19 protein-coding genes and 1 pseudogene are annotated in these 23,853 nt (G+C 36.2%); 12 read left to right on the top strand and 8 right to left on the bottom strand.

Annotated features, from left to right (window positions below):
• The first annotated feature begins 133 nt into the window (after nt 1–133).
• Complete coding sequence (locus tag CEF18_RS08980) at nt 134–376, top strand: DUF2564 family protein (RefSeq protein WP_110937639.1); 243 nt, start codon at nt 134–136, stop codon at nt 374–376.
• Between the two features lie 109 nt (nt 377–485).
• Here the strand turns inward: CEF18_RS08980 and CEF18_RS08975 are convergent, their stop codons facing one another.
• A complete protein-coding gene (locus CEF18_RS08975) occupies nt 486–785 on the bottom strand; it encodes an iron-sulfur cluster biosynthesis family protein (protein ID WP_110936151.1) in 300 nt (99 codons plus the stop codon).
• A 365-nt stretch (nt 786–1,150) separates the two neighbouring features.
• Here CEF18_RS08975 and CEF18_RS08970 point away from each other — a divergent pair, with 365 nt between their 5' ends.
• From CEF18_RS08970 to CEF18_RS08920, 10 genes and pseudogenes are all read left to right on the top strand, one after another.
• Complete coding sequence (locus CEF18_RS08970) at nt 1,151–2,674, top strand: carboxypeptidase M32 (protein WP_110936150.1); 1,524 nt, start codon at nt 1,151–1,153, stop codon at nt 2,672–2,674.
• A 171-nt stretch (nt 2,675–2,845) separates the two neighbouring features.
• Nucleotides 2,846–3,826, top strand: a complete 981-nt coding sequence (locus CEF18_RS08965; RefSeq protein ID WP_110936149.1) for an ABC transporter ATP-binding protein — start codon at nt 2,846–2,848, stop codon at nt 3,824–3,826.
• The gene (locus CEF18_RS08960) at nt 3,823–5,376 is read left to right on the top strand and encodes an ABC transporter permease/substrate-binding protein (RefSeq protein ID WP_110936148.1); all 1,554 of its coding nucleotides are present in this window, start codon (nt 3,823–3,825) and stop codon (nt 5,374–5,376) included. Before CEF18_RS08965 ends, CEF18_RS08960 begins: the two co-directional genes overlap by 4 nt.
• Nucleotides 5,377–5,466: 90 nt before the next feature.
• Complete coding sequence (locus CEF18_RS08955; protein ID WP_110936147.1) at nt 5,467–5,889, top strand: universal stress protein; 423 nt, start codon at nt 5,467–5,469, stop codon at nt 5,887–5,889.
• 22 nt (nt 5,890–5,911) lie between these two features.
• Nucleotides 5,912–6,322, top strand: a complete 411-nt coding sequence (locus CEF18_RS08950; protein ID WP_110936146.1) for a CoA-binding protein — start codon at nt 5,912–5,914, stop codon at nt 6,320–6,322.
• Between the two features lie 448 nt (nt 6,323–6,770).
• Nucleotides 6,771–8,747 carry a DNA topoisomerase IV subunit B gene (gene parE, locus CEF18_RS08945; protein WP_110936145.1) on the top strand — a complete coding sequence of 659 codons (1,977 nt, stop codon included), beginning with the start codon at nt 6,771–6,773 and terminating at the stop codon, nt 8,745–8,747.
• 3 nt (nt 8,748–8,750) lie between these two features.
• Complete coding sequence (gene parC / locus CEF18_RS08940; protein WP_110936144.1) at nt 8,751–11,216, top strand: DNA topoisomerase IV subunit A; 2,466 nt, start codon at nt 8,751–8,753, stop codon at nt 11,214–11,216.
• A 528-nt stretch (nt 11,217–11,744) separates the two neighbouring features.
• Nucleotides 11,745–13,196 (top strand): annotated as a pseudogene (locus tag CEF18_RS08930) (spore germination protein).
• 38 nt (nt 13,197–13,234) lie between these two features.
• Nucleotides 13,235–14,335: a GerAB/ArcD/ProY family transporter gene (locus tag CEF18_RS08925; protein ID WP_110936141.1), complete on the top strand. Its 1,101-nt coding sequence runs from the start codon at nt 13,235–13,237 to the stop codon at nt 14,333–14,335.
• A complete protein-coding gene (locus CEF18_RS08920) occupies nt 14,332–15,489 on the top strand; it encodes a Ger(x)C family spore germination protein (RefSeq protein ID WP_110936140.1) in 1,158 nt (385 codons plus the stop codon). The genes CEF18_RS08925 and CEF18_RS08920 overlap by 4 nt, the downstream gene beginning before the upstream one ends.
• Before the next feature lie 918 nt (nt 15,490–16,407).
• Here CEF18_RS08920 and CEF18_RS08915 read toward each other — a convergent pair.
• From CEF18_RS08915 to CEF18_RS08900, 4 genes are all read right to left on the bottom strand, one after another.
• Nucleotides 16,408–17,349 (bottom strand): metal ABC transporter substrate-binding protein, encoded by a 942-nt coding sequence (locus CEF18_RS08915; protein WP_110936139.1) that lies wholly within the window; start codon nt 17,347–17,349, stop codon nt 16,408–16,410.
• Between the two features lie 15 nt (nt 17,350–17,364).
• Nucleotides 17,365–18,237, bottom strand: coding sequence for a metal ABC transporter permease (locus CEF18_RS08910; protein ID WP_110936138.1), 873 nt, complete (start codon nt 18,235–18,237; stop codon nt 17,365–17,367).
• Nucleotides 18,234–18,977 carry a metal ABC transporter ATP-binding protein gene (locus CEF18_RS08905; protein ID WP_110936137.1) on the bottom strand — a complete coding sequence of 248 codons (744 nt, stop codon included), beginning with the start codon at nt 18,975–18,977 and terminating at the stop codon, nt 18,234–18,236. Before CEF18_RS08905 ends, CEF18_RS08910 begins: the two co-directional genes overlap by 4 nt.
• 563 nt (nt 18,978–19,540) lie before the next feature.
• Nucleotides 19,541–20,404, bottom strand: a complete 864-nt coding sequence (locus tag CEF18_RS08900; protein WP_110936136.1) for an MBL fold metallo-hydrolase — start codon at nt 20,402–20,404, stop codon at nt 19,541–19,543.
• 424 nt (nt 20,405–20,828) lie between these two features.
• On the opposite strand from CEF18_RS08900, the gene CEF18_RS08895 reads away from it, so the two are divergent.
• The gene (locus tag CEF18_RS08895; RefSeq protein WP_110936135.1) at nt 20,829–20,948 is read left to right on the top strand and encodes a YjcZ family sporulation protein; all 120 of its coding nucleotides are present in this window, start codon (nt 20,829–20,831) and stop codon (nt 20,946–20,948) included.
• Between the two features lie 229 nt (nt 20,949–21,177).
• Here CEF18_RS08895 and CEF18_RS08890 read toward each other — a convergent pair whose 3' ends face one another.
• The 3 genes from CEF18_RS08890 to CEF18_RS08875 form a co-directional block, all read right to left on the bottom strand.
• Nucleotides 21,178–21,411: an SHOCT domain-containing protein gene (locus CEF18_RS08890; protein ID WP_110936134.1), complete on the bottom strand. Its 234-nt coding sequence runs from the start codon at nt 21,409–21,411 to the stop codon at nt 21,178–21,180.
• A 270-nt stretch (nt 21,412–21,681) separates the two neighbouring features.
• The gene (locus CEF18_RS08880) at nt 21,682–23,106 is read right to left on the bottom strand and encodes a sensor histidine kinase (RefSeq protein WP_110936132.1); all 1,425 of its coding nucleotides are present in this window, start codon (nt 23,104–23,106) and stop codon (nt 21,682–21,684) included.
• The gene (locus CEF18_RS08875; RefSeq protein WP_110936131.1) at nt 23,103–23,801 is read right to left on the bottom strand and encodes a response regulator transcription factor; all 699 of its coding nucleotides are present in this window, start codon (nt 23,799–23,801) and stop codon (nt 23,103–23,105) included. Before CEF18_RS08875 ends, CEF18_RS08880 begins: the two co-directional genes overlap by 4 nt.
• Nucleotides 23,802–23,853: the final 52 nt, after the last annotated feature.

Raw genomic sequence — 23,853 nt, 5'->3', positions numbered from 1 at the left:
ATCTTTTAAAACTAGCCACTTACCAGCCAGCCTGAGGAAAGTCTTTTCAAGCTGGCTTTATTAATTTAAAGAGGAATAATTTTGCTTTTCTTTCATATACTAAATGGTATATTAGGAAGAGAGGATGGAAGTTATGACTGATCAATTTGGAGAAATAGAACAAGTGGAATTAGCGTTGAAGGCTGCTGAGAGAATGGTGGGTCAAGCTACAATGAGCATGGATGAAGACCAGCTTATGAATGCTCAAAGTGCCATTTCGGATGCCAAAGCACAATTAGAACAAGCGAAGTTACTAAAGCTAAATCCTTATGATATTCAACAAGCATCTTCACGTTTAAACACTTTTTCGCATCAGGTAGATGAAGCTATCAAGTAGACATATATTAAAATTTTATCAAACATATACTTATCGGATCGATAATTGTGTATCGAACATGAGATAAGTAAGAGCCGAACCTGTGTGTGGGTCCGGCTCTTCTGTATTATCAGGGATTACTTAAATCACTAAATCTCTCGTTCCGAAAAATAATGTCACCAATGTCTTCATCAAAATCAATTGTAATACCATCCAGATACCATAAGTCATCAAGAGCAAGGCAAAAACTAATCGAAGAAACTTCATATGTAAGAAATTCTTTGTCTGGTTTACCTTTGTGAATGCCGACCGAGAAGCCTCCGGAACCAACTCCACCAACTCGGACAAACAAGGATACATCATCTGATTCTGTTAGATTCATTTCATTTATGTAAAATTTTGCTGCTCTTTCAGTAATTTTTATGTCCATCCATCATTTCTCCTTTTTTAAAAGATAAGTAAAAATTGACAGTAACTTTACGCCACACGCATCAAGGGGGGGCGGGCGAAAGCTCACGCTGTATTTAACAAAAGACGGCTATGCCTTTTTTCTTAATCTGTGAATTTCTGTTTAAAGTATATCAAAATAAAAGGCTGTATGCCTAATAGATCAAATTTGAATACTTATGGCCAATTAATGAATTTTTTTTAGAGAAAGGGTATGATAGTATTGTTGTTTTTACTAATCAGAGTTCTCATTTAAAATAAGTAAGTTCCTTAATTTATCGTCTATCGGTACCAGGAGTAAATTTTTAGAACTGAAATACTTGGTTAAATGGAAAGGAGAATGGAAACATGACTACGGAAACAGAAACGTTAGAAGAAAGATTTTTAACTTACATTAAGAAAATTAGTCATTTTGAAGAATCAATTGGATTGATGGCTTGGGATTTGAGAACTGGTGCGCCACGTAAAGGGGCTTCTCAGCGATCGGAAGTGTTAGGTACATTATCATCAGAAGTGTTTGCGATGTCCACCTCAAAAGAGTTAAAAGGGTATTTAGAGGGATTGAGGGAGACATCCGTATGGAGCAAACTCGCAGAAGTTACAAAAGGCTCGGTGGAAGAGTGTGAAAAACAATTAAAGAAATACGAAAATATTCCTCCTCAAGAATTTAAAGCGTATGTTATTCTCACTTCGAATGCGGAAGTTGCGTGGGAAAAGGCTAAAAATGATGCTGATTTCAAAACTTTTCAGCCTTATTTAGAAAAAATAGTCGACTATAACCGTAAGTACACAGAGTGGGTTGGGTATAAAGGAAACAAATATAATGCTTTACTAGATGATTACGAGCCAGGACTTACGGTAGATATCATTGACGATGTCTTTGGCAAACTGAAAAAGGCACTTGTTCCGTTAGTGAAAGAAATTACAGAGGCAAAAGATCAGCCGCAAACAGATTTTTTGTTTCAACCATTTCCAGCGAAAAACCAAGAGGCATTGAGCCGAGAAATACTAGAAAGCATGCGGTATGATTTCGACGCTGGACGTTTGGACACAACCGTCCATCCATTCGCTATAGGCTTGAATCCAGGAGATGTTCGTGTCACTACAAAATATGATGAAATGGATTTTCGTACAGCTGTGTTTGGGACGATTCATGAAGGTGGTCATGCTTTATATGAGCAGAATATCGATGAGAAGTTCATTGGGACACCATTATGTACTGGCACGTCCATGGGTATCCATGAATCTCAATCATTGTTTTGGGAAAACTTCGTCGGTCGTCATTTTTCTTTTTGGGAAAAGTATTATGATCTTCTGAAAAAGAATGCGAACGGACAATTTGATGACATTGATTTACATACTTTTTATCGTGGTATTAATGTTGCAGGCCCGTCATTGATTCGAATAGAAGCAGATGAAATGACCTACTCTTTACATATTATAGCCCGATATGAGCTAGAGAAAGCATTAATTAACGGGGAGTTAGAGGTTGCTGATCTTCCGGGAGCATGGAATGATAAAATGGAAGAGTTACTTGGTGTTCGTCCATCTCATGATGGGGAGGGTGTACTTCAAGATGTACATTGGCCAAGTGGTGCTTTTGGATATTTCCCTTCCTATGCATTGGGGTATGTCTATGCTGCACAACTTAAAAAAGCGATGGAAAAAGAGTTACCCGATTTTAAACAACTACTCCAAAAAGGTGATTTAGCGCCAATTAAGGAATGGTTAACGAAAAATATTCATCAATACGGCAAAAGCAAAGAGCCATTAGAAATTCTAAAAGATACTACCGGTGAAGGTGTTAATCCAAGCTATTTGATTGAATATCTTGAATCAAAATATCGTAATGTCTATCGAATTACTGAATAAACTCTCCCTAACACGAAGTTAAAGCTAGAAAACAATATAAGCACAAAACCGCTGTTAAAGGAATTTTTTCCGTTAACGGCTTTTTTGTATGATGTTTTAAAATACGTAATAAAGTGAATTATAAAGTTAGAATCTTACATAGGAGATGTTACTAAGGAGTTGGAAAAATGAATGATAGAATTTCAAGGAGTATCCAAAGTTTTTGCAGATGGAACAAAAGCAGTAAGTGATCTGAACTTCCGAATTGAAAAAGGAGAATTGTTTGTATTAATAGGGCCTAGTGGTTGTGGAAAAACAACGACAATGAAAATGATTAACCGATTAATAGATTCATCAGACGGTAAGATTTTTATTCAAGACAAAAATATCCGAGACATGAATATGAAGCGATTAAGGTGGAATATTGGCTATGTTTTGCAGCAAATTGCTTTATTTCCTCATATGACGATTAAAGAGAACATTTCTATTGTACCTGAATTAGTTAAATGGCCGAAAGAAGCAATTTCTAAAAGAGTTGATGAACTTCTGGATATGGTTGGGTTAGATCCATCTACATATCGTGACCGTATGCCAGATGAGTTATCAGGGGGGCAACAACAACGCGTTGGTGTTGTTCGTGCACTTGCGGGAGATCCGGATATTATTCTTATGGATGAACCATTTAGTGCCCTTGATCCGATAACCCGGGAGCAGTTACAGAAAGACATATTAGATTTACAAAAAAATATCAAGAAAACTATCGTTTTTGTCACTCATGACATGGATGAGGCGTTAGCTTTAGGAAATCGTATTTGTATTTTAAAAGAGGGTTCTGTTGTTCAAGTGGATACGCCAGAGAAACTTTTACAGCACCCTTCAGATGATTTCGTTGAGAAATTTATCGGTGCAAGACAAGACCCGTGGGGTGCTCCTTTATCTGAAATGACGCTTTACCGATCTCGTACTCAAGCCCCATTGAAAGAAGAGGTTAACGAATTTCTATTAACAAGTCATTCAGTTAGAGCGGCCTTTGAAAAACTAAAAGATTCTGAGAAGGATTCTCTGGCAGTTTTCAATGACGAGAAAGAGTATACGGGTGACGTCTCTTACAAAGATATCGTCCTTCATTTGGAGAAATATCACTTCAAAGATCGAGGAGGAGCTTTATCATGAGAGTCTTAGCCATTCAAACTTTTTTTCAATTAGCTATAGACAGGCGGGATCTAGTTACTAGCGCACTTTGGGAGCATTTAGAAATGTCTCTTATCTCCCTATTAATTTCAGTTTTCGTAGCAGTTCCATTAGGGATTATTTTAAGCCATTACCGACAGGCAGCAGAGCCTATCATCGGTTCTACGGCTGTTCTTCAAACGATTCCAAGTTTAGCACTTCTTGGATTTTTAATACCTTTCTTGGGAATTGGTACGATGCCTGCAATTGTTGCATTAACTGTTTATGCTCTTCTGCCGATATTGAGAAATACATACACAGGAATAAAAGGTGTTGATCCTGCTTTGATGGAAGCATCAAGAGGAATGGGAATGGGGACACTTCAGCAACTCCATCGAGTTCAATTACCATTGGCAATGCCAACTATCATGGCGGGAATTAGAACTGCGATGGTTCTGATAGTTGGAACCGCTACATTAGCTGCTTTGATTGGGGCTGGTGGTTTAGGTGATTTAATCATGTTAGGGATTCAACGTAATAATAGTTATTATATCCTGTTAGGGGCAATTCCTGCGGCTCTTCTCGCATTATTTTTTGATGCTGTACTTCGATTTGTTGAGAAAAAATCTACTGGATCGTCCATTACTCCTATAGCTACCGTAGTTATTGTAGCTGTTTTACTTGTGGCGACACCTACAGCAATGAGTGCTTTTAATATTAGCGGGAGTGACTCCCAAGAAGAAATAACCATCGCTGGTAAAATTGGAACCGAACCAGAGATAATTATTAATATGTATAAGCATCTAATAGAACAAGATACAGATTATAATATTGTTCTGGAGCCGGGTATTGGAGCAACTGATTTTCTATTTCAAGCGATTGAGGTCGGTGATATAGACGGGTATTTGGAATTTACAGGAACCGCTATAACCACGCTATTAGGTGAGGAACCAGAAAGTTATGAGGAAAGAGAAGCTTTTGAACAAGCCAAAGAAGGAATGTATAGCGAATATAATTTAGTTTTCCTAGAACCGATGGACTATCAAAACACGTATGCTATCGCTGTAACAGAGGAAATAGCTGCTGAATTAAATCTTGAGAAAATATCTGATTTACAGGAATATGAAGATGAGTTAACGGCTGGTTTTACCTTTGAATTCTATGATAGACCTGATGGTTATCCAGCTATTCAAGAAGCGTATAATCTTGAACTAAATGACGTACAAACAATGGAGGCCGCGTTAAGGTCAGAAGCCCTTGTTTCAGGAGATGTTCAGGTCATCGATGCATATTCTACTGATTCTTATATGATCCGCTATAATTTAGTGGCTTTAGAGGATGATGAAATGGTTTTTCCACCGTTTAATGGCGCTCCTTTATTCAGAGAGGATGTGCTTGAAGAGTTCCCTGAGATTGAAGGGATTTTAAATCAGCTAGGTGGGCGGATTTCAGAAGAAGAAATGTTAGAAATGAATTACCAAGTGGATGAAGAAGATGCTGATCCTGCGTTGGTTGCGAGAGAGTACTTAGAAGGAGAAGGGTTACTCGATTAATGTCTAATAAAATATGAAGTACTTCCCCGTTAGCGCTTACAATCGGCTATAATATAACTAGAAGCATTCAGATAGAGGGAGGGAAAATCTATGTTTAAACATATATTATTAGCGGGTGATGGTTCTGAGCACGCTATACGTGCCTGTGAAAAGGCAATTTTTATTGCTGGATTAACAGAGGGGGCTGACATCACTCTCATCCATGTTGTAGATGATATACCTGCAAGGTCTGAAGTAGTCGAAGACGATATGAAACCGCGAGCAATTCCTGAACACCGAAAAGAACGAGTAAGCTCGATGGAGAAACGTGTTAAAGATGCAAATATCCCGCTTACGGTAAAACACACTTTTGGAGATCCTGGACCAACAATAGTCAGAGAAGCAAGTGAAGAGAGTTATGATATTGTTGTTATTGGTAGTAGAGGATTAAATCAATTTCAACAAATGGTGCTAGGAAGCGTAAGCCATAAAGTCGCGAAAAGAGTGAAATGTCCTGTTTTAATTGTAAAATAAAATACAGAAAAGGAGTTTTTAAATGAGTTCCCCTAATCGAGAAGAAGTGAATGAGATTTTACGCGACGCAAAACGTATTGCAGTTGTGGGACTTTCGGATAATCCCACTCGTACATCTTATCAAGTAACGGAGGCACTTTTAGCTGCAGGGTATGAAATTATTCCTGTGAATCCGGTTATTGAAGAAGTTTTTGGGCGAAAAGCAGTTTCCAGTGTCACTGATATTGAAGGCGATATTGATATCGTAAACGTATTTAGAAGGACTGAGTTTCTTCCTGAAATAGCTGAGGAAACAGCTAAAACTAATGCAAAAGTATTTTGGAGTCAGTTGGGATTAGCTAGCGACGAGGCCGAGCAAATTGCCTTGAAGGCTGGCAAAAAAGTAGTGATGGACCGGTGTATTAAAATAGAATTGGCATATCTGAATAAATAGGATGTTGAACCATTATGCAGAAGTTAATATTTTGCATAATGGTTTTTTATCGAATTTATAAAATTATCGGTTTTTTAGAGATTTTTTTTCGTCGAACAGAGAGGCTCACGGATCAACCACGGAAAGCGAGCGGTCATTCTTCCAATCAAACTTCCATGATAATAAAGCAAAAAAATAGAAAAAAGCGACTAAGTTTTTAAGACTTCAAAGCAGTTTTTCTTTTCTAGCTTCAGTTTCCTTGGTCCCTTTTATTCTTGCAACATGGCAGATGTAATATTATACTAAATAGAGATAACTAAGGGAATGTATGTTCTTTTTTTGGTTTTTTCACATATTCATGACGATTAATTTAAAGGAAATATGTAATCGTCACTCGAAACCAGACCATTGTTATGGTATGTTAGATATTAGCTTTAGTACGGTTTGCAAGAGAAAGGAGCAAGAAGCATTGTCCAAAAAACAAGAATTCGAGTATAATGATGATGCCATTCAAGTATTAGAAGGTCTTGATGCGGTCCGAAAAAGACCAGGTATGTACATAGGCAGTACAGATCACCGCGGTCTTCACCACCTAGTTTTTGAGATTGTTGATAATTCGGTGGATGAGATCCTTGCAGGTTATGGCAATCATATTATTGTTACAATACATAAAGATAACAGTATCAGTGTCAAAGATGAGGGCAGAGGTTTTCCGACGGGCATGCATGCTACCGGTAAACCAACTCCGGAAGTCATTCTAACTGTGCTGCACGCTGGAGGTAAATTTGGTCAAGGTGGCTATAAAACTAGTGGTGGTCTCCATGGTGTTGGTGCATCAGTCGTAAACGCACTGTCCGAATGGCTTGAAGTAACGATATATCGAGAAGGTTCTATATACCGTCAACGCTTTGAGAATGGCGGAAAACCTGTTACAACATTGGAAACTATCGGCAAAACGAAAAAAACAGGTACAACCATTCATTTCAAACCTGATGCATCGATATTTAATACAACCACGTATCATAATGATACTTTAGCAGAAAGGCTCAGAGAAGCTGCTTTTCTCATAAAAGGGGTAAAAATTGATCTAATAGACGAGAGACCAGGTCAAGAAAACGGAACAGAATCATTTCTGTTTGAAACTGGTTTAGAAGCTTTTGTGGGATATTTAAACGAGGAAAAAGATACCCTTCATCCAGTTGTTTCTTTTACAGGAGAACATGAAGAGATAGAAGTAGATTTCGCCTTTCAATATAATGACGGGTTCACCGAAAATACACTATCTTTTGTAAACAATGTTCGAACAAAAGATGGCGGAACTCACGAACTAGGAATGAGAGCAGCAGTTACTAGAGCTGTTAATGAACACGCAAGAAAACTGCAATTACTAAAAGAACGTGATAAAAACTTAGATGGAAGTGATATTCGCGAAGGGTTTACTGCGATCATTTCTGTTCGAGTTCCAGAGGATAAGCTCCAATTTGAAGGTCAAACGAAGGGGAAGCTAGGCTCTCCATTGGCTAGAGCAGCTGTAGATAGTGTCGTTTTCGTAAAGCTAAGTTTTTTCCTTGAAGAAAACCCGGAGATTAGTAATAACCTTATACGAAAAGCTGTCAAAGCTTCACAGGCTAGAGAAGCAGCACGTAAAGCTCGTGAAGATGCGAGAAGTGGGAAGAAAAACAAACGAAAAGATGCGATGCTAAGTGGGAAACTAACACCTGCTCAATCAAGGAATCCAAGTCGTAATGAACTTTATTTAGTGGAGGGTGACTCTGCCGGGGGTTCTGCGAAGCAAGGGCGAGATCGTAAATTCCAAGCAGTTCTGCCACTTCGCGGTAAAGTTATTAATACCGAAAAAGCCAAACTCGCAGATATTATGAAGAACGAAGAAATTAGAACAATGATTTATGCTATTGGTGGCGATGTAGGTCCTGATTTCGATATCACCAATATTAATTACGACAAAGTAGTAATTATGACGGACGCAGATACAGATGGTGCCCATATTCAAGTGCTTATATTAACATTTTTCTACCGTTACATGCGTCCACTTATTGAAGGCGGTCGTGTGTTTATCGCCTTACCGCCTTTATACAAAGTTAGTAAAGGTTCTGGTAAGAAAGAAAAAGTGGAGTACGCATGGGATGAAAGTGGCTTACAAGGAGCAATTGATAAAATCGGTAAAGGTTATATTCTTCAGCGATATAAAGGACTGGGAGAAATGGATGCAACGCAGCTTTGGGAGACAACGATGGATCCTGAAACAAGAACACTAGTCCGGGTAACGATTGATGATATAGCAAGAGCGGAACGACATGTCTCCACTCTTATGGGTGATAAAGTAGAGCCTCGAAGAAAATGGATTGAAAAAAATGTTGCTTTTGGATTAGATGAGGACACCAACATATTAGATAATGATAACTTATTAGTGACAGAGGAGGAGTAATCCTTGGAAGATAAAGAACGTTACCTGGATCTGCCTCTAGAAGATGTTATAGGGGACAGATTTGGGAGATACAGTAAATATATCATACAAGACCGTGCTTTACCTGATGCGCGAGATGGTCTTAAACCAGTTCAGCGAAGAATTTTATATGCCATGCATGTGGATCGAAATACTGCAGATCGTCCTTTTAGAAAAGCTGCTAAGACGGTGGGTAACGTTATAGGTAATTACCATCCCCACGGCGACTCATCTGTTTATGAAGCAATGATTCGTCAAAGTCAAGATTGGAAAATGAGGCATCCGGTTGTACAAATGCATGGGAATAATGGATCTATTGATGGTGATCCACCTGCGGCAATGCGTTATACAGAAGCTCGACTATCAAGGATTGCTTCAGAAATGCTATTAGATATTGAAAAAGACACTGTTGATTTCATGTCTAACTTCGATGATTCTCAAGAAGAACCGGTAGTTTTGCCGGCTAGTTATCCTAACTTACTTGTGAACGGGTCAACTGGTATTTCGAGTGGTTATGCAACAGATATACCGCCTCATAATTTGAGCGAAGTGATTGATGCAGCGATACATCAAATGGACCATCCTGACTGTAATGTGGATGATCTCATGAAATTTATTAAAGGTCCAGATTTTCCTACTGGCGGAACCCTTCAAGGCGTTGAAGGATTGAGAAAAGCGTATGAAACTGGAAAAGGAAAGATCATATTAAGAGGCAAGGCCGAAATAGGAGAAATTAGGGGCGGTAAAGAGCAGATTGTTATTACCGAAATTCCTTATGAAATTAACAAAGCTAACTTAGTGAAAAAGATGGATGAGCTGAGATTGGATAAAAAGGTAGATGGAATAGCTGAAGTACGTGATGATACTGACAGAACTGGTCTGCGAATTGTTATTGAATTAAAAAAAGAAGCTAATGCGCAAGGAATTTTGCATTTCTTATATAAGAATACTGATTTACAGATTTCATACAACTTTAATATGGTTGCTATTTTCAGAAAAACACCTAAACTTCTTGGCATTAAGCATATGCTTGACGCATACATTACGCATCAAAAGGAAGTCATTGTCAGAAGAACAAATTTTGATTTAAACAAAGCTCGAGATCGTGCCCATATTGTTGAAGGTTTAATTAAAGCTATTTCTGTATTAGACGAAGTAATTGAAACAATTCGTGCTTCTAAAGACAAAAGAGATGCGAAAGATAGATTGCAAGAACGTTTTGAATTTACGGAACCTCAGTCGGAAGCTATCGTTAATTTGCAACTTTATCGTTTGACGAATACAGATATTACAACCTTACAACAGGAAGCAGATGAGTTAAAAAAATCAATTGAAACTTTAGAAAGCATTATAGCCTCAGAGAAAAATTTAATAAATGAAATTAAAAAAGGGCTGCGTAAAATTAAAAAAAATTATAGTGAGGATCGCAGAACGTTGGTTGAAGAGGAGATTGAGGATCTTAAAATTAATCTGGAAGTGGTTGTTCCCTCTGAAGACGTTCGTGTTTCTGTCACAAAGGAAGGTTACGTCAAAAGGTCGAGTATCAGGTCCTTTACTGCCTCTAATGGAGAAAGTCCGGGAATGAAAGAAACGGATCGTTTGTTGCATTCTATGGAAATGAATACAACAGACACCTTGCTGTTATTTACTAAAAAAGGGTCCTATCTCTATATACCTGTGCATCTTCTTCCTGAACTTCGTTGGAAAGATAATGGACAACATGTAGCCAATATTGTCGGGATGAATCCTAATGATGAAATTTTACATGGGGTTCCTATCCAACAATTTTCTGACGATGAATATTTAATTTTTGCTACTAAAAACGGAATGATCAAACGGTCCTTATTAAGTGAGTACAAGCCCCAACGCCATTCGAAAGCTTTAATGGCTGTGAAATTAAAACCCGAAGATGAATTAATTTCTGTGGAGCATACTCAAGGAAATAAAGATGTCTTCTTAGCAACAAAATTCGGTTATGGCCTATGGTATGGAGAAGAGGAAGTCGGCATTACAGGTCAACGAACTGCTGGCGTAAAGGCTATAAGTTTAAAACCAGATGACGAAGTGAAAAGCTGTCTTTTCTTTACAAATGGGGAAACACCATGGATTTTCCTTTTAACACAACGAACTGCATACAAAAAAATGCCACTTAAGGCATTTGAGAGAACAACAAGAGCAAAGCGTGGTCTTGTTATGATTAAGGAGTTAAAACGTCAACCTCATACAGTAGCGATCGTGTATGGTTTAAATGGTAGTGACGTTATTCACGTGAAAGTAAAGGATGGCTCTGTAGGAGAAATTAGGTTAAGTGATTTACGGTCTAACGATCGATATACAAATGGTTCATTCTTATTCGATACTGCTTCAACAGGCGAAGTAGTTGATACTTGGATTGAAAAAGAGGATATAAACAGGCCGAAAGAGAAAAAGTCATCTGAAAATAGTTCTTAATAATAAAAAATTACGTTTTGTTAAAGCATTCAGCTAATGAATTATTAGCTGAATGCTTTTTTTATTAGAATTTATTAAATTCTAATTATATGTTTTTGAACAGAGGAGCTCGAATCCGCTCTTGACGGTTGCTTTCTGCGGGGAAAGCTAGCTGCTTCTTTTCTAAAAATATTAACGACTGACTAAAAGATATTAAAGAACAGCATTTAGTTAACAATAAGATTATTATGTAAACTGAATATTTCTTGAATTGTTTTATTTGTTTGCAAAATATCAGTAAAATATCGCCTATTTTCAAGGTTTTCAGAGATGTGCTATAGAAGGATAGTATACACCGATTACTATAGTTATCTCAGTATATATTTAAATTCGCTTGCCATTCGTTATAAAGAACTTGGTGAGCGACGTTGTATAATGATGAATAATTACTGAATACAAAGATCAGACGGAGAAAATTTGCGTCTGATCTTTGTATATTTACAGCTTAATTCCACAGACTATGATTACTAAAAAAATGGGAGGTTTATAATGAAAAAAATACCTAATAAGCAGCCCATTTCGGAAAATAGAATTAACAAGATTATCGATGACCCTAACGTAATTTCCAAGACTTTATCTCAAAATGAAAAAATTCTAAAAGAAATCTTTGCTGATACATATGATTTTGAGGTTAGACTCATTGAAAGATCTACTTATTCAAATTTGAATATTTCCTATGTTATAGGACTAACTGACACGAAAAAGTTAGATGATTTGGTTGTTAGAAGGGCATTAAATGACGTCTTTTTAGAAAGTGACGACAAAATAGCCCAGAATCGTATTTATGAAACTGTCTCCTCTGATATACCTGATAATTGGTATGACATTATGAAAGGGATCCTAAATGGAGATGCACTTATTCAATTCGAAGGAAATGCTCCGCGTTTATTAAAATTGAGGGAAATACAAACACGGTCGATTAGTGAGCCTACTACGGAGTATCAGGTATTTGGCCCAAAGATCGGTTTTGTTTAAGATGCAGATAAAAATGTTGTGATAATCCGAAATTTTATAAGGGATTATAATTTGCATACGATTGAAGCCAGTATTGGTGAAACGAGAAATATGAAAATCAATGCTGTATATTTAGCCTCTGCTGTAAATGATGAAGTTAAGAATCACATTCACCAAAAAATGCAAGAGATTGAAAATGAAGATATATACGATCTTGGTGAGTTAGCACGTTTTTTTCAAAAAGGTCATTTATCTTTGTTTCCTCAAAGCTTATTGACAGAACGGCCTGATCAAGCGGCGGCTCGATTAAGAAGTGGAAAAGTAGTTATATTTTTTGATCACCATACCTTTTGTATTATTACACCTATCCAACTATTTGAAAGCTTTTCTTCAAATGAAGATCGATCATTTACCGTAAAATGGAATTATTCTTTTGTTCGTCTTTTACGTTTTGTAGGAGTCTTTATCGGCACGCTTTTACCTGCTCTTTATGTTACTTTAGTAGCATTTCATCCTGAATTAATTCCAACTAAAATGGCGATTACAATTGCTCAGTCAAGATCACAAATACCGTTAGATGCACCAACGGAAGCATTAGTAATGCTATTTGCTTTAGATGTTCTAGTAGAGGCTAGTATACGATTACCAAGCTTTGTAGGACAAACGATTGGTATAGTTGGTGGGTTAGTTATCGGAACGGCAGCTGTTGAAGCAGGTCTAGTCAGTAATATAATGGTGATAACGATTGCTTTTACTGCAATCGCCATCTTTATGGTTCCTTACTGGGAATTTGTTGCTACGTGGCGTCTTTTAAGATACTTATATGTAATAGCTGCATCGGTATTAGGACTGTATGGAATGACTTTAGCAGTAGGGTGGACAATTCTTCACTTATGTAAGTTGAATAACTTAGGACATAGTTATCTTTCACCAGTTGTACCTTTGCAATTTAAAAAACTGTTTCATTTTTTTTACCCCGAAAAATGAATTTGTCTCTATGAAAGAAGGGAATTGGAGGATGCCCTATGAATTTACGTGACTCTGATCAAAAATTCGGTACGTCTAAGCTGTTTGTATATACCTATTGTTCTACGATTACTTTAGGAGTTATTCTCTTGCCATATGTAGGTAGTGAAGAGATAAGGAGTGCATGGCTTAAAGTTATACTTTCTGTTATTCCTTATCTTATTCTGCTTGGTTTGTTTCATTTAACTTTAAAAAAACAAGAAAGAGGAGATTTAATAGAAGTCTTCCGTGAAAAGACTTTAGCTATTATTCACATTCCTGTTATCTTATATTTGTTTATAAGTGCGGTTGCTACCTGTCGCTGGGGAATAGAGACATTGCTCATTATTGTAAATAGCTATTTACTAACAAATACAAGTGCTTGGATTATAGTTGGATATTTTTTATTTATTATATTTTTCTCGATTATCTATGGAATAGAAGCAATCGCAAAATTTTTGGTGACACTATTTATTATGGATATCGTTATTTTTATTACTGTGATTTTTCTCTTTTTCACTGAGGATTTTAAATGGATCTATATACCACCAGTGTTAAGTGTTGATACGATGACTTTTTTGAAGAGTTCGATATCAGATATGTCTAGATATGCGGGGGTAGTTGCGTTATTAGGATTTTTTCCGTATATGAAGAATGATGTTCCATTTTTAAAGGTATCAACGATAAGTTTATTGTTTGTAATGATCACTTTTTCGATGGTTGCGATAGTGGTGTTAGGGACATTTGGTTTTGACCAAGCACTGACCTTACTATCCCCACTAACGACCTTAATACAGTCTGTGACAAAGGGGACTGGAATTTTTGAAAGGCTAGATTTGATTTTTCTAACTATTTGGCTCGTTTCTTTCTACAAGATATCGGTCATTCAAATTTGGTTCACAAGTTTTTTATTAAAGAAGCTTATCCCACCTTTGAAAAAGACAGATATCATGACAAAATTACTTGTTGTTGTTTCGTTGTTTTTCTTAGTTATACTTACTCCTGGATATGTCAATTTGGACTTGACTCTTCAAAACATGAATCTAATCCTTTATTCTTTCCTTGTGCCGAGTATACTCGGCATTTTTTTGATTGCCAGTAAAAGGGGAGAAAGCCAATGATAAAAATTAGTTTAAAGGTAGTTATTCTTATTTTTATTTGCTTACTGGCAGGATGTATTCCTGATTCTAAGGAAATAGATCAACGAACGATGATTTTAGGTTTAGGAATCGACATAACCGAAGATGAAGAATATGAAGTATCGTTGCAAATGCCAGTAGTTACTCCACAGTTTTCACCCGGAGGAGGTGGAGGAGAGCAAGGTTCTGAATTTGAAACACTTATGGCCGTGCATGCTTCCTTATGGGATGCAATCGCAGACATTGAAGCAAGAACACCAACTGTGTTATTTTTCGGTCATTTAAAAACAGTTGTGATAGGTGAAAAATTAGCAAGAAAGGGGATTGGAGATGTTATTGATTTAATTGACCGTAGAGCCCCTGTTGATAATGGTGTTCACTTACTTGTAGTACCAGAAAACCAGACCGTCTATGACGTCCTTTCGTTCGAATCTCCACTAGCATCACTTCCAGCGTTATATATAAGTAATTTTTTTGAAGCCGGTCAAAAAATGGTTCGTGTCGAAGAATTGAAGTTATACGAATTTAGAAGAGATTCGAATATGATTGCGAAAGCTGCAAAAATTCCGATGATTAGTACTAATTCTGATTATGTTATCCAAGATCATGCTATCTTTAAAGATAGGAAGATGATTGACGTACTTAAAGGAAAGCAAAGTAGCATGAGCTCATTACTAAAAGAAGAGAAATTAGATAATTTGAATTATACAGTTGAAGTCGATTCCGGCTCTAACACCATGATAGAAGTCTCTTTGAGAATAAATACAGACTCTAAAATAGAGGTAGTGTCGATTGACCCTGATAAATTCCTTGTTAAGGTAAGTGGGGAGGGGGAATTAATTCACATAGCTTCTGGTGAAATAAAAACCTCGGAAGACCTCATTGGAAAAGTCGAAAAAGAAGTCGAAGTATCCATTGAAGAAAATATGTATGAGACCATTCAAAAAATGAAAGATATCAATGTTGAACCTTGGTTATTAGGACATCGTCTGTGGATTCGAGACCATGAAAACTTTAGTGAACAAGAGTGGTTAAAAGACCGGTGGCAAAAATCTGAAATAACGATTGAAGTTGATATTAGAATTAGAGAGACAGGTCAACGAAGTAAGTTGGATAAAAAGAAAATTGGTAAATAATAAAAATATATAAAAAATTTTAATTCCGTCTCAAAACAATAAGAATACTTATTAATTGAGACGGATTATTAATATTATATTCGGGTTCCTATAATATATATTATGTAAACTAGAAATGAATCAAAAAGGGACAATAACCATAACTCCTTGTTACGATAATAAATGTTATCGTGAACTTAATTCCCTCACTTGACTATTAGGACTGACTTCATAAGTTTTATAGGATCGATCCATAAGTTTCAGTGTCGTCCGTTAATTCACTTGATTTGGAGGTCTTTACAATGAATTTTCAAGAAGCTTTCGATGATTTTATGATGTATCTTGAAGTTGAAAAAAACTATTCGATAAATACACTTTGTGGCATGCTTTTGATCTAAAATGCTATCAAGACTTTTTACGAACAAATGATCGATCATAACTGTTAGATACGTTAATTCCATCAACGAGTCGAAGGTTTATTCAAGATCAAGTCATGAATCACCATGCTAAATCACGGACCATTCAGCGGCATATTTCATGTTTACAGTCGTTCAGTGTGTTTTGTTTAAAAGAAAATTACATGCAAAATGTTTCATGGCTGGTAAGCAATCATTTGTTATTATGACCTTAGAAGAATTACAAAAGATATTATATTTTCTAGAAAATGATCACGATCGCTTGCTATGCTTAACCAAATACTATTTAAATTACTCGCAACATCAGGTATGAGACGGCAAGAATAAGTGGATCTACCGTGGTACGGTCCGTGTTGAATGAAAAGGAAGAAAAGAATGCCTCCTCCCTCTTCATTCCGTTGTTATCCCACTATTTCAAGCGTTCAGGGAAGAACAATTAGAGAACCAGTTACCTGGCACGGAATCCGTGTTTTTGAACAGAAACGGGGTAAACATGAATCCGAGAGGCCTTCATGTTGTCTCATTAATCATCTCCATCAATTAACCCTTGATATAATACATTAAGATTTGATTCCATCATTTTAATATAAGAATCGCCATCAGTTCCTTCTTTCCCTAATGAATCAGTGTAAACCTCTCCTGCAATTGGTACACCTGTTTCAATTGAAACTGTTTCCATACTTCTGCGATCAATGCTTGTTTCAACAAATAATCCTGAAATATTCTTTTCCCTAATTAAATCAACAACGTCACTCATTTGTTTTGGGGAGCCTTCATTTTCTGAATTAATTTCCCAAATGTACCCTGTCTCAATGTTATAAGCTTTTTCAAAGTATTTAAAAGCACCCTCACTCGTTATTAGAAAACGATTTTCCTCAGGAATGTCCTGTATTTTATCAAGAGTTTTAGTATGAAGTTTTTCTAATTGTTGTATATATTTTTCGGCATTTTTCTTATAAACCTCTTGATTTTCAACGTCAGCTTCTATTAAATGATCACGTACATTTTCCGCAAATATAATGACATTACTTACATCAAGCCATGTATGTGGATCTGGATCATCCGTTTGCCCTAGTGTTTCAAGGTATATCGGCTCCACACCTTCACTAACAGGATGCACAACATTTTTAGACTTTCCTGCTGTATCAATTAATTTGTTAAACCAACCGTTTCCTTCTTCTAAGTTTAGACCATGATAAAAAACAACATCCGCATCTGTCGTTTTTGTTAAGTCTTCTGGCAGTGGATCATACTCGTGAGGATCAGCACCAATAGGAACGATACTATATATTTCTGCATGATCACCTGCAACATTCTCTACAATGTCGAAAATAATGGAGTAGGTCGTAACTATTTGTAATTTTTTTTCTTCCTTTATTTCTTGAGTTGTCTGATTCTCTCCACAGGCCGTAAGTAGAATCAGTAGTAACATTCCTAATACGCTGAATATCTTTCTTTTTATCATGATGCTTCCCCCTAATTAATTATTTGCTAATTGTGAACGATGTTTTCTTGCTCTTATTGATTTCCATAGAATTCCTTGTTTCGGCGAAAAGAAAAACGCAATAAAAAATAATATCGTTGCAACTAAAACAATGGTTGAACCAGATGATAAATTATAAGTATAACTGTAATATACTCCCACTATTGAAGAAGTAACTCCAAATCCAGAAGATAACATAATCATTACCCAAAGCTTATTCGTTAAAAGATAAGCGGTTGCAGCAGGTGTAATCAACATGGCAACGACTAGGATGATACCCACTGTCTGTAAAGAGGCAACGGTGGTCATTGTTAAAAGTATCATTAGCATGTAATGTATAAGCTTATTTGGTAAACCGAATGTTGCAGCTATCGTTGGATCAAAGGTAGTAACCAACAATTCTTTATAAAAAAGAAAAACGGTTGTTAGAACAATGACGCCTACAATGAATGTCATCCACATCTCTGCTACTGGAACAGCAAGAACATTCCCGAATAAAATATGATACAAATCCGCACTGCTTTGCATGATAGTAATAAGAATTATTCCTAAGGCAAATGCCGCACTAAACATAATTCCAATAGATGTATCATGCTTAATTCTACTATTTTGGCTAATATAACCTATCCCGATAGCTGTTAATAAGCCAGTAAATACCGCACCATAAAAAATATTTATCCCAAACATATAGGACACCGCTACACCTGGCAGAACTGCGTGTGAAATCGCATCTCCCATTAACGAAATTCCTCTTAATATGATAAAACAACCAATTACACCACATATAATGCCTACCATAACCGATGTTACTAACGCTTTTTGCAAGAAACTATACTGGATAATTGCATCAAAAAAAGAAATTAAATTCAAGATAAATTCACCCCAAGTTCTTTTAAGAATGAAAGCTGGCCAGAATAGGCTTTTGTTATATTATTAGGTTTTAATACGTCCTGAGCCTTTCCATAACTTACTAATTCTTTATTTATCAATAGTATCTCATCGAAATAAGAAGCTGCTTTATTTAAATCATGATGTACAATAACAATCGTTTTTCCTAGATTTCTTAATTCTCGCAAAATCGTAATGATTGTTTGTTCACTTGATGCATCAATTCCAACAAAAGGTTCATCTAAAAAAAGCATTTCCGTTTCTTGAGCTAGTGCCCTTGCTAAAAATACTCGTTGTTGTTGCCCTCCTGACAATTCACCAATTTGACGTTTCCCAAAATCACTCATTCCAACTTTCTCTAAACAATGATAAGCCCATTCCCTATCCTTCTGTTTCGGTCTCTTAAAAAGACCTAATTTTGGGTATGTTCCTATAACAACTGTATCAAGCACAGTGATTGGAAAATCCCAATCGATATCGCTACGTTGAGGTACGTAAGCAATTTTGTTTCTGGTTTCTTTTACTGGCTTTCCATAGTACTCAATAACCCCTCTATCAGTTGGGATCAGGCTTAATAAGGATTTTAATAAGGTTGATTTCCCTGCACCATTCGGTCCAATGATTCCCAAAATTGTCCCTGTATTTGTTTGGAATGAAATATTATTAATGGCTTCATTCCCAAAGTAAGAAACATAGAGACCTTTTACATTTATAGCCGTCATTTCTTTCCTCCTCACTAAAAAGTAGATCATCACTACTTTTTTTGCCTTAGGTCAACTTTTTCCGTAAAAAAAAGCACGATTCTAATTTTTGTATCTTTAAGCATAACAAAAGTTGTGTATAGTTATATATTTTGCCTGAGATCAACTTTCTGTATAATATAAGTCTATATGCTATTAGTTGTCTTTGTCAATACATAATGTTTCGTTAAATTAAAATAATTCCTAATAAAGGAGAAATTGAAACAAGCCTCATATTATACTGATATACACATTATGAACGCTATTAAATTGGATATGTATAAGAAACTAAGAAACTATAGAGGAATTAATTTATTTAATATTTTATCCGATCTATATCGTTATCAGTGATTTCACAAAACGAATTCAATGTCCTGATCTCGTCGGAATGTGCAACAATATATTTTATTTAATTAGTGGATTTAACATGGGGCAAACTCGACTTATATGTAAACACGATTTTAGTAAAAAAGAAAAGGGAAAAAAGAGCGACTTCTCTCCCTCCATCCGATTGTAATCCCATAACTACTAAAGTTCCATGTGTATTAGATATAATCCATTTCATAGCCATTTGCAAAATATTCTATTGTTTGTAATTCTTCTTCATTTAACTCTCTATTTAGCGTTTGTTTATACTTTGACTTTATTTTCTCGGTATCACCTTTATATTTCTCAGTATAGAATCCGACTGCTTTTAACAACTCTATTTCTTGCAAAAACTCAGTTCTATTCAAATTTTTCGAATGTGAAAGGATGTATGTTTCTGCATCAAATGTTTCTAGTTCTTGTATTAATTTTAATGTGCGTTTCGTTGTATAGTTGTTTTTGGAGGAAAAAATATCTGGATAAATACTATCACTTAGAAATAATATTCTTTCTTCCTTAATATAAACAACAACAGAGTCTTGTGAATGGTTACCTCCCACATGTTTTAACACACATGTGACACCTCCAAGATCTATTTCAAGCTGATTATCAAATGTTAATCTAGGCAAAAGAATATGTATATTTCTTTCTTGACCATACTCTTTTTTTATACAATTAGCACAAAATTCAATTTCTGTTCCTTCTTTAACTCGTTCGTCTAAAGCCTTATCTGTCCATTCATAACCGGTAAGTTTATTTATTTCTTTTTTCGTCTCTGAAGATGAGATAGACAAAGAATCTTTTAGGGCCGACAATCCAAAAATATGGTCCCAATGCCAATGAGTTATTGTAACGAAATCTGGTTTTGAAATATTATGTTCACTTAACTTTTCTAAAAACAAACGTGCATGTGCTTCTGAATTACCTGCATCTATCATCAAGTTCCTTTCATTGCCAACGACCATTCCTAAAGTCGGTCTGTCAGTCTCTGAAACGGGTGTCATATACCAAAATGAATTTCCTATTCTTTTTAACTGCTGCATCCTTGCTTCCTCCATTGCCATCTAGAAAAATCTTTGTTTAAAGATTCTCTTCTTCTACTAACTGCACTTTAGTTTAAGTATATTTTTCACAAACTATACCAATATTAGCACACTAAATTGGCCAATTGCTTTCTATCTTAAAATTTATTAAATAATATTGTAACTGGGCATCGCGATGTTGAAAATGCAAAAATATTCTATGCACAAACGGCTTATATGTATAGCCAACTAACATTTCGTCTCCATATACTGAAGGTTTGCTCTTACCAAACCAATACAACTCAACAGACCCTGGAATCGCTTATTTTACCAACGGAACCTACACAAGTATTTTTTAGGTATAAATCCAAGCAAGAAGGTTCTTATCAACATATCTTGTAACTGTAAGGTATTTTCACTAAAAAAAATAAAAGGAGTTGTTCAAATGAGTGGTGCAGTAGCAGGAGCAGGATATGGTCACGGTGGAGGATTTGCATTATTAGTGGTACTTTTTATTCTCCTAATAATTATCGGTGCTAGTTATGGCGGGTATGGAGCTTATTAAAAAATATTTAGGAGCCTAAAACGTTATTTTAGGTTCCTTTTTTTGTTTGTTTAACTTAACCTTTTTTGCTGATCCATACCTTATCCCTGAAAACTGAGCAAGCTCTTTTCCAAAGTATTGGTACCACAAGATTTTTTCGCCTATTTACTACTTTCTAATATTCACAATCCATGGCAATTTCATCTGTCACCATTACCAAATTTCTGGCTACTTGTATCTTTTTCAACGATTATTTCTCTTTAAGTATTGCTTTTTTCAGTTCAAACTCTTTCTCACTGATTTCCCCTCTTGCATACCTTTCCTTTAACATCTGAAAAGCTGAATTATCGTCGTGGTGCATGGGTTCTTTTTTCTTTTCAATACCTTTAAATAGCAATGAAAATACACCGTAAATCACCAATCCTATGACCAAAATGCAGAAAATCATCATTAAGATCATGGACCCATTCATCATGTTCATCATATAAATTCATCCCCTCAATAATCTGTTATCATTAGTCCGTGTTATACCGTGCATCTTAGGAATATATTTATGAATCACCTTTTTTCTTCCTAAAGATTAAGTACAGCAAGGTTGCGACAATAATTGGAACACATGCCCAGAAGCAAATGAGAAATAATGTATTTAAATAAGGTCTCATTGAATCGGGTGTCACAAGCCAGTTGGCAGACATTGTCAAGCAAGACAGACCAATCACCACCAATGATATCGCCAAAATCCATTCTATCCTTTTCATAATTCTTCTCCCCCATTTCCTTTCTTTGAGGTTACAGGGAACCTGATTTCAAACCTGGTTCCTTTCCCTAATTCACTAAATACTTGAATGGTCCCCCCTTGAATTTCTACCAACTGTTTTACAATAGCCAGTCCTAATCCGGTACCTCCATGCTCCCGTGATCTAGATTTTTCCACACGGTAAAAACGTTCGAAAATGTAAGAAAGATCTTCTTTAGGGATTCCATTCCCCGTGTCTATAATCTCGATTAAGATCTCGTAAGGTTGTAAACTTTTTATATTTAAACTAATTATCCCTTGGTCTGTATATCGAATGGCATTATCTAATAAGTTGCTGAAAATTTGCTCCATTCGAAGACCGTCACCAAAAACCAACGATACATCTTCTTCAATAGTAAAGGCAAAAATTACTCCTTTTTCCTTTGCTTTTAACGAAACCTTGTGATGAATGTTCTCCACCACTTCCCTGAGGTCAATCCACTCCTGATTCAGGCTGAACTTTCCCTCTTCCATTTTAGATAGTTCAAACAAATCATTAATGAGATGGTTTAGTCGCACTGATTCCTGTTGGATAATATCTAAATATTGCTCTTTCTCTGCTTCACTCTGATACAAGTTCTCTTTTAAGATTTTTGTATACCCCTCTAAATAAGTCATCGGGGTTCTCAATTCATGAGAAATATTAGCGAGGAACTCTCTTCTTGTATCTCGATATACCTTCAAATCAGCGGCTAAATCATTGATGGCCTGAGCCAAAGAACCAGTTTCATCACCTGTTACAACCTTCACCCGTGCATCTAAATCTCCCTTTGCAATTTTACGAGTGGCCTGTTCCATTTGTACCATTGGTTTAGAGAGTTTTCTAGACAAAACCACAGTAAATCCAAGCGCAAGAAAGAAAGTTCCGATGCTAGACAAAACCAACATTTGTCTGACCTTTTGTATGGATTCATAAATGCTGTCTACCGCTGATAAAACATAGACTCCACCATAAAAAGTATCCCCATCATGAATCGGTTGACCGGAGACGAGAAAACGACTCCCCATTGTTCGAGCTTCATATTCTTTTTTAATGGTGTTACCACTAGACAAAGTGTTCATTTCCTCTTCAGGTATGAAAGATCCCTTAGATAATCCTGGAACACTTGAATTGGCGATAATCTCGCCTTCAGTATCCACAATATAGAGTTTCACTTGTGATAATTCGGCCATCATCTCTATCATCTGCACCATCATCCCATTTTCGGGGTCGGCTAAAGCAGTAGCATAATGGGAAGATTGTTGATCAATGTCTTCCTGAACTTGACCGTAATAAAAACCTGAAAATATCTGATCAATGACAAACCCTAAAGGAAGTAAAACGACAAGCAGCAGTAATGTGATGGTGGATCCTAATTTAATGGCAATTCGATTTACTTTCATTTTCTCTCCTCAAGATCCTTCGATTTATAACCCACTCCCCAAACTGTTTGGATGGGACTGTAAGTTAAACCAGCTTTGCGAACTTTTTCGCGGACATTCTTGACATGGGTATCAACTGTTCTTAAATCTCCGAAATAATCATTTCCCCAGATTTGATCCAGTAACACTTCGCGGCTAAAGACCCGTCCAGGATGATTGATTAGTACACATAGCAAATCAAATTCCTTGGGCGTTAATTCGAATGGTTGATCATGAATATAAGCTTTTCTCTTTTCAGGATCAATTTTCATATCCTGAATGGTGAGGATGGTCGAATTTGAACTAGTTCCCTCTGATCTTCTAAGTAGCGCCTTTACACGCGCCATCATTTCTTCTGGTTCGAACGGTTTGACTAAATAGTCATCCGCCCCCATAGTTAATCCTTGCACTTTATCTTTCGTTTCAGTTCGAGCTGTTAACATCAAAATAGGCGTTCGGCTGGTTTGTCGTATATGGGCACAAACTTCCCATCCGTCCATTCCTGGCATCATTATATCTAAAATAATCAAGTCAATATTTTGGTGTTGTATGGTTGACAATGCCTCATGACCATCCTTGGCCTCGATTACATCAAAGTTACCCTTAGTAAGATAAACACGTAAAAGGTTTCTCATATTCCATTCATCATCAACTACTAGTACTAAAGATTTCCTCATATTTCATCCCTCATTATTTATTTATTAGTATGTACTTCTAACTATACAAAAC

It is taken from the genome of Salipaludibacillus neizhouensis, from assembly GCF_002886185.1.
GTDB lineage: Bacteria > Bacillota > Bacilli > Bacillales > Salisediminibacteriaceae > Salipaludibacillus > Salipaludibacillus neizhouensis.
The sequence above is the reverse complement of the archived record's forward strand: the minus strand, read 5'-3'. Positions and strand labels throughout refer to the sequence as shown.

What these genes read in the sequence shown, in the direction of transcription:
- CEF18_RS08970 (WP_110936150.1), top strand. Translation starts at nt 1,151, where the DNA reads ATGACTACGGAAACAGAAACGTTAGAAGAAAGATTTTTAACTTACATT.
- CEF18_RS08905 (WP_110936137.1), bottom strand. Translation starts at nt 18,977, where the DNA reads ATGACGGCTATAAATGTAAAAGGTCTCTATGTTTCTTACTTTGGGAAT.
- CEF18_RS08880 (WP_110936132.1), bottom strand. Translation starts at nt 23,106, where the DNA reads ATGAAAGTAAATCGAATTGCCATTAAATTAGGATCCACCATCACATTA.
- CEF18_RS08975 (WP_110936151.1), bottom strand. Translation starts at nt 785, where the DNA reads ATGGACATAAAAATTACTGAAAGAGCAGCAAAATTTTACATAAATGAA.
- CEF18_RS08875 (WP_110936131.1), bottom strand. Translation starts at nt 23,801, where the DNA reads ATGAGGAAATCTTTAGTACTAGTAGTTGATGATGAATGGAATATGAGA.
- CEF18_RS08965 (WP_110936149.1), top strand. Translation starts at nt 2,846, where the DNA reads ATGATAGAATTTCAAGGAGTATCCAAAGTTTTTGCAGATGGAACAAAA.
- CEF18_RS08900 (WP_110936136.1), bottom strand. Translation starts at nt 20,404, where the DNA reads ATGCAGCAGTTAAAAAGAATAGGAAATTCATTTTGGTATATGACACCC.
- CEF18_RS08960 (WP_110936148.1), top strand. Translation starts at nt 3,823, where the DNA reads ATGAGAGTCTTAGCCATTCAAACTTTTTTTCAATTAGCTATAGACAGG.
- CEF18_RS08895 (WP_110936135.1), top strand. Translation starts at nt 20,829, where the DNA reads ATGAGTGGTGCAGTAGCAGGAGCAGGATATGGTCACGGTGGAGGATTT.
- CEF18_RS08955 (WP_110936147.1), top strand. Translation starts at nt 5,467, where the DNA reads ATGTTTAAACATATATTATTAGCGGGTGATGGTTCTGAGCACGCTATA.
- CEF18_RS08980 (WP_110937639.1), top strand. Translation starts at nt 134, where the DNA reads ATGACTGATCAATTTGGAGAAATAGAACAAGTGGAATTAGCGTTGAAG.
- CEF18_RS08915 (WP_110936139.1), bottom strand. Translation starts at nt 17,349, where the DNA reads ATGATAAAAAGAAAGATATTCAGCGTATTAGGAATGTTACTACTGATT.
- CEF18_RS08925 (WP_110936141.1), top strand. Translation starts at nt 13,235, where the DNA reads ATGAATTTACGTGACTCTGATCAAAAATTCGGTACGTCTAAGCTGTTT.
- CEF18_RS08920 (WP_110936140.1), top strand. Translation starts at nt 14,332, where the DNA reads ATGATAAAAATTAGTTTAAAGGTAGTTATTCTTATTTTTATTTGCTTA.
- CEF18_RS08950 (WP_110936146.1), top strand. Translation starts at nt 5,912, where the DNA reads ATGAGTTCCCCTAATCGAGAAGAAGTGAATGAGATTTTACGCGACGCA.
- CEF18_RS08890 (WP_110936134.1), bottom strand. Translation starts at nt 21,411, where the DNA reads ATGATGAACATGATGAATGGGTCCATGATCTTAATGATGATTTTCTGC.